Origin of the sequence: Rossellomorea aquimaris, assembly GCF_020172085.1 — a bacterium.
Classification (GTDB): Bacteria; Bacillota; Bacilli; order Bacillales; family Bacillaceae_B; genus Rossellomorea; species Rossellomorea aquimaris_E.
The window spans coordinates 623437-635974 of the sequence record NZ_JAIVAT010000007.1 but is presented as its reverse complement, the minus strand read 5'-3'; the positions used below and the strand labels follow the sequence as shown (position 1 = coordinate 635974).

The 12538-nt window shown below is 45.0% G+C and carries 12 protein-coding genes; all 12 read right to left on the bottom strand.

The genetic code is table 11. From position 1 onward, the window contains the following. Positions 1-117 precede the first annotated feature (117 nt). The 12 genes from LCL96_RS15825 to LCL96_RS15770 all read right to left on the bottom strand — a co-directional run bounded on the left by LCL96_RS15825 (position 118) and on the right by LCL96_RS15770 (position 12496). A complete protein-coding gene (locus LCL96_RS15825) occupies positions 118-789 on the bottom strand; it encodes a permease (RefSeq protein ID WP_224942590.1) in 672 nt (223 codons plus the stop codon). A 269-nt stretch (positions 790-1058) separates the two neighbouring features. Then, positions 1059-1466, bottom strand: coding sequence for a YbaN family protein (locus LCL96_RS15820; protein WP_224942589.1), 408 nt, complete (start codon positions 1464-1466; stop codon positions 1059-1061). A 109-nt stretch (positions 1467-1575) separates the two neighbouring features. Then, a complete protein-coding gene (locus LCL96_RS15815; RefSeq protein WP_224942588.1) occupies positions 1576-1833 on the bottom strand; it encodes a hypothetical protein in 258 nt (85 codons plus the stop codon). Positions 1834-1894: 61 nt separating this feature from the next. Beyond that, the gene (locus LCL96_RS15810; protein WP_224942584.1) at positions 1895-2197 is read right to left on the bottom strand and encodes a DUF4359 domain-containing protein; all 303 of its coding nucleotides are present in this window, start codon (positions 2195-2197) and stop codon (positions 1895-1897) included. A gap of 17 nt (positions 2198-2214) precedes the next feature. Next, on the bottom strand, positions 2215-5235 hold the full coding sequence (locus LCL96_RS15805; protein ID WP_224942582.1) for an efflux RND transporter permease subunit: 3021 nt from the start codon (positions 5233-5235) through the stop codon (positions 2215-2217). A 96-nt stretch (positions 5236-5331) separates the two neighbouring features. Further along, the gene (locus tag LCL96_RS15800; RefSeq protein WP_224942580.1) at positions 5332-6696 is read right to left on the bottom strand and encodes a sensor histidine kinase; all 1365 of its coding nucleotides are present in this window, start codon (positions 6694-6696) and stop codon (positions 5332-5334) included. Continuing rightward, positions 6689-7375, bottom strand: a complete 687-nt coding sequence (locus LCL96_RS15795; RefSeq protein WP_224942578.1) for a response regulator transcription factor — start codon at positions 7373-7375, stop codon at positions 6689-6691. The genes LCL96_RS15800 and LCL96_RS15795 overlap by 8 nt, the downstream gene beginning before the upstream one ends. A gap of 376 nt (positions 7376-7751) precedes the next feature. Next, positions 7752-8762: an ABC transporter permease subunit gene (locus tag LCL96_RS15790; protein ID WP_224942576.1), complete on the bottom strand. Its 1011-nt coding sequence runs from the start codon at positions 8760-8762 to the stop codon at positions 7752-7754. Then, complete coding sequence (locus tag LCL96_RS15785; protein ID WP_224942567.1) at positions 8759-9607, bottom strand: ABC transporter permease subunit; 849 nt, start codon at positions 9605-9607, stop codon at positions 8759-8761. Before LCL96_RS15785 ends, LCL96_RS15790 begins: the two co-directional genes overlap by 4 nt. Before the next feature lie 52 nt (positions 9608-9659). Beyond that, positions 9660-10586: an alpha/beta hydrolase family protein gene (locus LCL96_RS15780; RefSeq protein WP_224942566.1), complete on the bottom strand. Its 927-nt coding sequence runs from the start codon at positions 10584-10586 to the stop codon at positions 9660-9662. 33 nt (positions 10587-10619) lie between these two features. Continuing rightward, positions 10620-11642: an ABC transporter permease gene (locus tag LCL96_RS15775; protein ID WP_224942565.1), complete on the bottom strand. Its 1023-nt coding sequence runs from the start codon at positions 11640-11642 to the stop codon at positions 10620-10622. After that, positions 11639-12496, bottom strand: coding sequence for an ABC transporter permease subunit (locus LCL96_RS15770; RefSeq protein WP_224942558.1), 858 nt, complete (start codon positions 12494-12496; stop codon positions 11639-11641). The genes LCL96_RS15775 and LCL96_RS15770 overlap by 4 nt, the downstream gene beginning before the upstream one ends. Positions 12497-12538: the final 42 nt, after the last annotated feature.

The following is a 12538-nucleotide window of genomic DNA, read 5'->3' as shown; positions in this document are numbered from 1 at the left end:
GTCTCACCGTAAGTAGTTCGGTTGTGGAATAGAAACCGAAGTTCACAAGGTTAATGGAATTCACACAGAAAAACGCAGAGGTTTTAGCATCCTCTGCGTTTTTATCATCTAATGTATTTAAATAAATCTTTCTAAATATTTGCCAAAAATTTTGTTCATTACTTTGGGTGTGTTTTCTAAATAAACATTGATTTGTTCATTGTTTGATTCGAATTTATCAGAGTTTCTTTCATCTGTTGGAAAATCAGATATTCCTTTAATAATTATACATTCAACATCATTCTTCTTACAGATATAAGCGATGGCACCCGCTTCTGTATCGGCTATGGTTATGTCGTTTTCTTTCAGTTCTAAATAGTCCTTCCACATCACGACTGCTTTATCAGCGGTGCCAATTGTTCCGGTATGAAAATCATTCCCATATTTTGATAGATCAATATCAACTATGAAAGATTGTTTAATAAGAGGCTCAACTTCTTTAACTGTGCAATCATATTGAACGGCTTTTTCGGGTACCAAAATATCCAAATTACTGAACGTATCATTGATTCCTGCACATGTTCCAGCAACGATTACTTTCGTTAAATGAAATGTAGAAATCATATACTGATTCCCACCAACACCATTTACTTTTCTTACACCTGTACTATAAAAAACAAGTTCGGTATCATTCAATGTTCTCATGAAATACTCGCCATAAGGATAAACGAAACGTTCATGATCTTTTACGTCGAAATAGTCCAATGCCGCTTCATATTCCCACTTCGTTGCTATGCTTAATCCTATCATCGATTTATCATCCTACACTCTTGAATTTTTTCACGAACCTGCCTCGTTCACCGACGGGTTCTTATGTCACACGAAAAAAATAATTCTCCATTTCCTTCTCAGAAAGGATCATCCTTCTGGAGAAGTCCTGCGTTCTCACAACATACTCCTTAATGCCGATATATTCAGATTCCACGACCAAATAGAATCGGGCCCCTTTTTTCACGCCTCTGAAATCACGTTTGAGCTGATACTTCTTCATCTTGATGAAAGCCAGTGACCCCGAGCGATCACTGGCTCTCCTCCACTTGATACGGCTCCGGCTGGATCGTCTTGATTTTCTTAATAAAATAATAATGTTTATACAAAGCGAGTCCGATGAGAATGATCCGGACAGCGAGAATGTCTACGTAAAGGACGGAAAGCAGGATAAAGAAATCCGCTGTGATGTTGATTCTGATTTTTTCTTTTAAGGTCATTCCCTTTTTCTCAAGGAATGCGACGACGTATTTTTTATAAATGGTAGTGTTTTGGAACCATGCTTCCATACGTTTCGAGCTCTTCGCAAAGCAGTAGGCCGACAACAGGTAAAACGGTCCACCCGGCAGAACGGGTAGTACCGTGCCGGCAATTCCGAACACTAACGCTATGAACCCAAGCACCATAAACAGGATGCTCTTCATCTTTTTCCATGTCATGATTCATCTCTCCTACCCTCGCCGTTTTTCTACCTTTCATTGTACTATAAATATAGCATGAAGGTCCGTCTGCTTGTTTAGGAGATTATTGTTAATGATGAATCCTGCCTTAATCCCCGCCGTCATCGCCCCCATCATCATCTCCGTGATCACCTGAATCCCCGTATCCGTCATCAAAATAATCATTGATGGAATCGACGATGCTTTTCTTCTGTCCCGTGTCTTCATCCAGCGTCGAATGATGAAGAAAGCTCTCTAGAGAAATGACTTTAACCGCCTGTTGCTTGTATTTATTCATAAGATAGATACAAACCAATCCTACGGTAATGATAAACATGATAAGAGCCAGTGTGACTTCTTTACTCATATGGGAACATCCCCTTTCTTTCTCTAAGGATATGAAAGAATGGGAGACGGCATGACATCCTTCACTCTTTGTCTAATGACAAAGGTATAAACGTGTGAAAGACACCGATAAACTTAAGCTCTTTTCCTCTAAATTCCGTTTTAAACGTATTAAAGAGGAGATAGTCGTTTACTTCTGTATGGTTTTCAACCATTTGCTCACCGAATAATGAGATCCCCATTGTCATCAACGGGGACTCTCCCTCCATGCGGTAGCTTATGTTCTCCAATAGCCAGTCCGTATAGTGGTCTTGAGAAGGCTTGGTCTCAAACATGACGGCTGATAGGATGACGAAACTGCATAATAAGATGATCCATTTTTTCACTTCATCCACCCCCCCAATTAAAGCTTTCTCCATCTGCCCAATAAGCGGTAAAGCACTGGAATAAATACCAATGTCAGCAGTGTACTGGTCGTTAATCCGCCGATCACCGTGATGGCCAATCCTTTTGAAATGACCCCGGAAGAAGAGTGGGATAAAGCTAGCGGCATCAGCGCCAGGATCGTGGCGAGTGCGGTCATTAAAATCGGGCGGAAGCGGGCGTTACAGGCTTCTATTAAGGACGCTTCCAGTTTCATTCCTTCTCTTCTGTTGCTTTCCACACGGTCAAGCATGACGACAGCATTCGTCACCACGATGCCAATCAGCATGAGCATTCCGATCATGCTGCTCATGGATAACGTTTCACCCGTCAACATGAGGGCTCCGAGAGAACCAATCGGGACAAAGATGATGGAGGATAGGATGACCAGTGGTGTGATGATTCCACCGTATGTGATCGTTAAGGTTAAGAACACAAGTCCTACGGCGATTATCATCGCCTGACCCAAGTCCTTGAATCCGTCTGTCATCATGTCTTGACCGCCGCCGACCTTCCATTCAATATCGCTCGGTAAAGAAAGGGCTTCTAAGTCTTTCTTGATGTCTTCTGTTACTTTCCCGACATCTTCCCCTTCGCTTTCGGCAGACAAAGTGTAGGCGGATTTGGTGTCCTTATGTTCAATCGTTGCCGGTATTTCCTGTTCTTTGATGACAGCAATGTCAGATAATCGCTGAATGCCACTAGGAGTAATGATTTCTACATCTTCCAACTCCTGCTTCGTCGTGACCAAGGTATCATAGGACACCCATACTTCCTCTTCCAATTCAAGACTTCCTACAGGACGTGCGTTCATCTGTTCCTGGACCTGCTGATAGACTGCCTGTTGGGTCATGCCCTGCTTCTTGGCTTCCTCTTTCAGCTCCAGAATGATCTTTTTTTGCTGTTGAGCTGCGGTATTCGAGATATTGGTCAATTGATCGTTTTGCTCCATGAGATTCTCTACTTTATCCGCTGCTTCTGTTAAGTGAGCTGGATTCTCGCCATAAAGGGTGATATCGATGGTTTTACCCGATGGAGGTCCTTCCTGGCGTATTTCCTTCAATCTGATGGTGCTTTCAAGATCATGCTCTTTTACTAGATCCGAAACGGTCTCTTCGAGTTGGTCTTTCTGTTCTTCCACCGTTTCTCCCTCTGACAGTTGAACGGAGAAGGTAGCTGTTGAATCACTGCCACTCTTCATCTGTAACGGAGAGCTGTTGTTCGCAATGCCGACGGCTCCCTGAACGTACTCAACCTCTTCGTTTTTCATGAGCGCTGCTTCGATGTCCTTCGCGATTTTATCCGTTTCAGACAATGACGTCGTCACGGGAAGCTCGACCTCGAGTTCAAGAGCATTGGCCGAACCGCTCGGCAGGAATGACTTATTGATCCCAGGTACCATCGCTAAGGCACCGGCAAGCATGAAGATGGAAACCGTAATGACGACCCATTTATGGGAAAGGGACTTACGTAAAATTCGGTCGTACCCTTTTGCCAACCACCCTGTTTTCTCCTCCTGCTTTCCTTTCTTTAAAAACGTGAAGCCGAGTACAGGGATGACCATGAATGCCACGAGCAGTGACAGAATGATCGATGTGACCACTGCAATTGAGAACGGTCTGAAGAACTCTCCTACAATTCCACCCACAAAGGCAAGGGGCAGAAACACGACGACAGTCGCAATGGTTGAAGAGGTGACAGCACCGATCACTTCTCTTGTCGCATTCAGAATGATCTCTCGTTTCGTATACGATTCTTCCTTGTGTAGCCATTTATAAATGTTTTCAATGACGACGATGCTGTCATCCACGATTCGTCCGATGGCAACGGCCATTCCGCCAAGGGTCATGATGTTGAGGGAGTACCCCAGATAATCAAGTACCGCGATCGTCCCCAATATGGATAGAGGGAGCGATAAAATGGCGATGAGAGTCGCTCGGGTATTCCGTAAGAATAACAGGATGATCACGACGGTGAAAAGCGCCCCGAATCCACCTTCCTTCAGGAGGGATTCCACTGATTTCTCGACTTCTTTTCCCTGGTCGATGATGGTATAGGAATCATAGTCGAACGTCTTGTTAAAATGATTCCATTCTGTTTTTAATGCTTCCACCACTTCGGCTGTGTTGGCATCTTGAGATTTCAACACTTCCACGATAATGGCGGGATCCCCATTATAGCGGGTAATGGCATTCGCTTCGTTTACCTCTTTTACTTCTGCGATGTCAGATAGGGCAATCGACTGGACGGGTTGTGCCCCTTTAGAGGCAACAGGAATGGGGGTTTCTTTTAATTGTTCGATGGAACCCACATGCCCTTCGAGACTGACTGGAATGTCATTGCCTCCGTTCTCCAGGCTCCCAACAGGAAGAACCACATTTTCCTTTTCCAAGGCAGCTGCAACGTCTGATGCAGTCAACCCAACTTGACGGCTTTTTTCTTTATCGACTTCCACAAAGAGCTTGGTGTCGGTTGTACCTGAAAGATTAACCTCACTAACGCCTGGTACATTCGTTAATGACGGAAGTAAATCTTCGTTCACATCTCTCTGTAACTCTTCCAGATTCTCATCTGACAACGCCATTTTATAGATTGGCTTTGCACTGGCAGAGATCCGCTTATACGATAGGTCGACCTCATCCGGCAGATTCATCTTCCCAATCGAAGACTGGATACTGCTTTCGATTTCATCCATATTCTCTCCGAACTCATAGGTCACCTGAATCATAAAGCTATTTTCTCTCGTGGTGCTGGTTAAGGAATCATACGGTTTGATCCCTTCAATCGCTTCTTCTACCGGTGTCGTCACCGCTTTCTCAATTTCTTCCGATGAGTGATTGTGATAGACTCCCTGTATCATGAGGGTCGGTGAATCAACATCCGGATAGGTTTCTACTTTAATGGATTGGGTTGAAACCAATCCCGCTGCTACCACCAATAGGGCCAATACAATAATGGCCACGTTTTTCTTTAGGCAATAATCCACTATTTTCTTCATCATGATCTCTCCTTTTCGATAGGAATCATCGTATAGGAGAATTGTGACCCCAATATGACCAATGGATTAAATCTGTTTCCATAGAAAAAAGCATGGACGTTAATCCATGCTTTTCGGAAGAGTGAATGTGAAGGTGGTGCCTTGGTTCGCTTTACTGGTAACGTCCACGCTGCCATGATGAACGTCGATGATTTTTTTCACAATCGATAATCCGAGTCCACTCCCCTGTTTCGAGCTTTCCCTTGCCCGGTCCACCATGAAGAAGCGATCAAAGATGTGAGGAACATCTTCCTCAGATATCCCTACACCTGTATCAGAGAAAACGACGACGATCCGTTCTCCTTCTTCTTTCAAAGAAACCGTTATTTCTCCACCATGATCCGTGAATTTGATACTGTTTGTCAGGAGGTTATGCCATACTTGCTCAAGTTGATCTTTGTCCGCTGACAGTTCTGCCGGATGTACATCTTCCAGATCGATGACGATCCCTTTGTCGAGCCACTGTGGTTGATGGCTGAGGAACACCTGTCGGATCTGCTGGTCGAGGCGGTACCATTCTTTGTTCGTTGGATTTTCTTTACTCTCAAGGACAGATAACTGCAGCAGGTTTGCACTTAGTTTACCCAGCCGTTCACTCTCCTTTTCAATGATGGTCAAGTATTGATCCTGCTGTTCTTTAGGAAAGGAATGTTCCTTTAAGGCCCTGGCAAATCCCTTAATGGACATCAAAGGGGACTGAAGATCGTGGGAGACATTTGAAATGAACTCTCTCCGCATCTTCTCGACGCTATGTAATTCCTTATTCATCCTGTTAAAACTCTCGGCAAGTTCGCCGATTTCGTCTTTTCTCTTCACAGAAACCTGTTCATGAAAGTTCCCTTTCGCCACCTTCGACGTGAAGGCCGTCAATTTCTTGATGGGACTCACGAAATAAAGGGCTACGAATAAATAAAGGAGACTTCCAATCATCAACACGTTGAATAACACCGTCTTCAAGATTCTCCTCACAAAATCAAGCTTTCCGGCGAGACCAGGCTTTAAGAAGAGGGCATACTTCTTCCCGTTCAATTCAAAGGGTAGCCCCACTGATGCATAATGAAATAACTTTCTATCCTTATTGGTGATACGGTGAACCCCTCCGGCAAGCACCTCTTCTACCTCATCCGGTGTGGCATAGTTGTCGGGCTTTGCTTCTCCGTAAAACTTCGACTTTCCATCTTCTGAATAGAGTGCAATGTTATAGCGTATGGTTGACACTTTCTCTATGTAATTCTCGACGCTTTCCGGTTCCATCACTTTCGATAATTCGATGATCCCTTTACCCGCCACCATCAATTCTTCCTCGATTTCGGCAACGACCCGTTCTTCGTACATATTATAGGTGATAAAAAAAGACGCAGTAACGCTGATGAACACCACTCCGATAAACGTTAACACCATTTTGGAATACAGTGTATTAATCATCTTGTTCCATTCCTAGCCGATAACCAAGCCCCCGGATGGTTGTAATCGATACGTTCGAGCTCTTCGCCTCAAGTTTTTTTCTGATCTTTTTAATATGAGAGTCGACGGTCCGTTCATTTCCTTCAAAATCGATTCCCCAAATTTCTTCAATCAGCTGCTCCCTGGAGAAAACGAGACCCGGGTTGGATGCAAGCTTGTATAGAATCTGAAACTCTTTTAAAGGAAAGTCGATACGCTCATCTCCCAAAGCGACTTCAAGGCTTTTGCTGTCAATTGTCAGATTCCCGATCGACACCCGCTTCTCTGTGTGCACCTTATTGCGGCGAAGGAGGGCTTTCACCCGCATGATAAACTCTTTCGCCTCAAAGGGCTTCACAATATAATCATCCGTCCCGAGCTCAAAGCCCTTCACTTTATCCTCGCTTTCACCCTTCGCCGTCACCATGATGATGGGCAGGTCATAGTCCTCCCGGATCTCCCTGCAAAGATCCCAGCCATCCTTCTTTGGCATCATAATATCAACTACCACTAAGTGGATTTCTTTCTGCTTCACAAGTTCCATTGCTTCTTCGCCGTCATTGGCTTGTAATACATTGTATCCTTCCATGGTTAAATAAAGATTGATCAGTTCTCTGATATGGGGATCGTCATCGACAATCAGGATGGTGATGAGTGACATGGTATCTACCTCTTTTGATTGGGGATTTCTATTTATTCTTTAACATTGTTTATCTGAATTTCCATTTACTGATATGTATTATAGCAATATTATTGATTGGGTTAAACTTGGTGTCAATTCAATACGATTTGAAAATGCTCTGTCATTGAGTGTGTGCTTGAGGGTGGGGGGAACTGCTTCGCTTTCCACGGACGTTCGGCCGAGCCTCCTCAGCAAAATTCGCTTCCGGGGTCTCGGCTCGCCCGTTTTCCGTAGGAGTCTACGCAGTTCCCCTCACCCTCTTAATACATTTTTTATGACAGAGCTAAATGGTTTACTAATAAATCCTCAGTTAAAGTAAAAAACTTTGCATGGTAATCAGCCACTTCACCATAGTTTAGAAAAACAGCCGATCAAAATGCTCCTCTTTTCCAACAGGGGTGATGTCTACTTTTTCAGGCTTCTGTAGACTTTTTGAGGAAGATGCCTCTACATTCTGGTACCCTTCAAGCATCAGTTTAAATGCAAGGACTGTCAGGGTTAGTAAAAAAACGGGGCAGATAGCGATCCACCAGTATGTTGTAAACAGAAAGCGAAAGTTGTTGCCGATAATCCCTGACCACTCATTGGAAAAGGACACGAAGATCATATTTTGAAAGAGGTCTTCTTTCATTGTTCCTCCTCCGAAAAAGATGCCCAAGATCCCCAGGTGTGCGAGGAGGATCAGGACCTGGATCATCTCCCTGAGAAAGATGACGACAAGCTGAGGCTTTAAAAACGGCAGGATATGTTTCATGAGAATATGCCGGCGATTCCCACCAAGTACCTGAACACTCTCCATAAACTCTTTCTTTAGAATTAGATTGACTTCTTTTGAAATCGTCAGCGAAGTGATGGGAACGGCAGCGAGAGTCAGGACGAGGATCTCGATTGCAACCCTGGCTCCAAAGCCATAGGTGAATTCGCTATCAGTACCGTTAAACTCTCCGTCTGAAAGCAGCACCCAATACAGCATCAGGTAAGCAATGAGCGTGACCGGATAGTAGTAAAATGCCTCAAGGAACGGACGGGTCCGTTCATTCAGCTTTGGCAGATAAAGCTCCGATAACGTTCCCCATACAGATGAGATCACAAAGCGTAAAGCCGCAATCAGGAACGCGACACCGAGCGTATACTTCGCCCCAATCAGGAGGATATGGAAGATGCTTTCAGCGAGATTATTTGTCCCGAATGGCGGATACTCCCACGGGGAATAAGGCGGGCTCTTCACACCATCTTCCGTAAAGCGGAGTTCTGCCACCGGGATATGATTATCGAAGAACCAACCGTATATCAAGCTCCCGATAAGCGTGAGGAAGATAAATAAAAAGCCGGTCATAAAGAGTTTATTTCTCCACAATGCGATCATCCTCCCACCACCTTCGTTTTCATCTTTTTGACCCATTCCTCCAGTAGAAAAAGCGGGATGAACATGAGGATGACACTCATGGTGGCAATTTCATACGAGGGATGATTGATGACAAACCAGGTGAGACCGTATGTATTAAAGAGAATTTCCAGCATGATCAGATTGGAGAGCATAAACGAAATGATCATCTTCGAATGGTTGATCAAACTCACCACGCTGTTGCGGAACACATGCCTCATCAATACTTGAATGCCGGTCAGTCCTTTCCCCGTTGCAAGCTCCACATAAGGCTTCATCAATTCCTCTTCGAATATGAGGATCAGCGTCCGGTACAGAAAAATCGTCGGCAGGATGCTGTACGTTAGGAGCGGCAGCGCATAAGGCCGTTCCGCTCCCCCCACCACCTCGAAGACCAATATTCCGGTCTTTTTAAATAAAAACACAAAGAACATCTGGGCCAGGACGATGACGAACACATCCGGGACCGACTCAAGGATCGTCGAACTCCGGATCAACAGCTTCCTTTTATTCAAGGAAAGCTGAAACGTAATTAAAATCAATAAAATGGCGAGCCCCAATGACAATAGGAAGCCGAGGAATAAAATCGTCAGTGTGTAAAAGTAAAAGCCAAAAAAGTCAGGAAAGACATCATACTTCGCGTCATGCATGAACGACTCGGTCTGGAAGGTCATCGATGCAGGATGAGTGAGCGTGTAGATGAGGTGGGTGAAGTTCTTCCAGAAGGATGCGAGACTGAGATGGATGCCGTTTTGGAAGAGGCTGATGAAGGCTCCGAGGATGAGGATCGTCAGCATGATGGATAGAATGCGGATGGTGGTTTTCATTGTGATCACTCCTTTTTATCTAAAAAAGGAGTCTGCTTATCACAAACCCCTATTACTGAAACTGCTCATGAAACCATGTGGTAATGGTCGCATTCAACTCCTGCTGCTTATTTGTGAGACCATGATCTCCATCAGGAATGAGTTTATAGGTCGTATGTTCATTTTCTTTTTTCAGACGATCATAGAAAACCTCGACGGTATGCGAATCTATATGCGTATCGGCATCCCCTTGTACCATCAGGACCGGTACATCTATTTTTTCAACAAGGATGGACTCTTCTTTCGTTTCCTCCGAGTTTTGATCATAGGCTCCATAGGCTTCCTGAAACATTTCCAGAAAACCGATGTCTTTGTCCCGATTGTCCAACAGCCATGGATAAACAATATCCAGACCGACGTAAGGGCTTACGGCCACAACATCTGCAATATCGTCCCGCATGGTGGCAAGCTTCAGTCCGACTCCACCTCCAAGCGATGTTCCGGATACAAACACTTTTCCGGTGCTCTTTCTTGTCTCATTTTTTTCAAGATAGGCGGTTAAAGCATCGATGGCATGACTTGTGTCAAGAGTGGCTCCCTTCAATCCGGGAACAGTCCCATCGCTTTCTCCGTATCCTCTGTAAAGGGGTACGAGACTGATCATGCCGGGGGTTGAGGTATAGAGAAGCATATTTTTATCAAAGGTCAACCCCATCATATCTTGTACATGGGACAGATCTTTTGACGCTGGAAAACCGCCGTGCAATGAAAGATTCACATGATAGGCACCTGCTTTTTTCGGTAACGTCACGTAAGCAACGGCTTGTTCCCCTTCGCTGGAATAGGTCATTTTATATGAAAGCAAAGAGGAATCCAGACCGTCCACTTGTATCGGATCAAATGATAATACATCATGTTTGGCCGCTTTCTCCTTCTCACCAGAACAAGAGGCCAAAAGCAGACACAAGATGAATAGAATTAGAGATTTTGTGAATTTCATATTATCCCCCTTTAGATACATACATCAGCTCAATCAAACTCCCCTATCCACACTCTGCTCCACCAAAACAAAATCACTCTCAGCCAACGCCCCTTCACCTATCATCGAAGAAGATTCAGCCCTACCTGCTCCCGCTTTCACCTCATCCTCCTCCAACAATCCTTCAAGTCCCCTCGCGATTCCCGTCAGGGCAAGGATCGTCAAGGCAAAGAAGCTCATCGGAATGATAAAGATCCACCAGGCGTTGGTCAATTCCACAAAGCTCATGGACATGATGCTTGCCCACTCCTGCACGAACGGTTGTGGAGGATCACACGCCGGGCCGTAGCAAACATCAGTGCCTCCGAAGAACAAGTCGAAGAATCCGAGGTGTGCGATGATGAGGAGTACCTGGATCGTAATCTTCGGAAAAATGATGAAAAGTCGCAGCTTCAAATGAGGCAGGATATGCTTCCGGAACAGGAAGAACCGACTCCCGCCAAGGACCCGTGCGCTGGTCACGAACTCTTTATTCAGAATCTCCCGGGTTTCATTGGATAATAGAATCGCTGTGGTCGGTGCCGTGATCAAAGCCAGGGTGATCGACTGCCAAACGACGCGTTCTGTAAAACTCGTTTCAAATCCCTGTGGAGTTTCCCACAGCAAGGGATAAAGAATATTGTAGGCAATGATCGATTGCGGGATGAAATAGAAGGACGTAAAGATCGACTGCGTCCACTTTTTCACACGAGATGTTGTAAATCCTCCCGCTACTCCGATGACAAAGGAAAGCATGAAGCTCAAGAGGGAGATGAGGATGGCAGCGCCAATCGTATACTGCGCCCCTTCCAACACTTTGTAAAACAGGTCGTCCCCTTCCCGGTCCGTCCCAAATGGAAAATCCGCTGAAGGCGGGAACGGCGCATCCCCGATGATCCTGCCATCATCGTCATACTGAACGAACGTATTCGGGATTTCCCCGTCCGTCACATTAAAGATCAGGCTCCACCCGACCAGCACGACAATGAATAGGAAGCAGAAGGCAATGGTGATATGATGTCGATTCCAGGTTTTCATAGACTCATCTCCCTGCCTATTTTTTTGGAAATCACAAGCTGCATGATTTTTAATAGGAAGTACAACGGCACAAATAGCATGATCGAGGTGATGGCAAAGATGGCCGGTGTGTTATAGGAAAACAAGAACGATGTGACCCCGAATACATTGAATAAATACTCCAGGATCAATAGATTCGACAGCATCATCCAGACGATCTGTTTTCCGTGATACGTTAAACTGACCAGCACGTTCCGCATCATATGGATGAACATGATCCTGAATTTGCCGAGACCCTTCCCCTTCGCCAATTCCACATAAGGGAGTCCCTCTTCTTCCTGCAAAAAAGACACCATCGATCCGAGGAAAAAGAATGTCGGGAGGATCGAGAGCGTGATTGCCGGGAACAGGATGACCTGATTTTCCCCGAGTGAGGCGATATCGATGACGAGAATGCCGGTTTGTTTAAAGAACCAGATGACGAGCATCTGCAGGATCCCAATGATAAAAATATCAGGCAGCGATGCCAGATAAAACGAGACTCCTTCGATTCCTTTCCGGATCCTTTTCCCCACTGAAAAATAGAGGATCATCAGGAGGATCGAACTCATTAATGCCATTCCCAATGCCAAGAAAAAAATTCGGGCACTGCTCATGAACGCCTTTAATATGATCGGAAATAGTGGGCGTTCGATACCCGAGACAGGGTTTGAATAGACAAGCTTATGAGGTTCTACCAACTCTTTGCATAACATGAGGAACTCCTGACCATAGCTCGCGAGGGAAAACGCCTGATCCTTGAAGATGCCGGATGTTGCACTGACGAGGATGATTCCTAGTATGATAAGAACAGCTTCCAGACTGGATTTTTTCATTATGTACCCCTTTTACCTTTCTAATAATTACCAGTATACTAG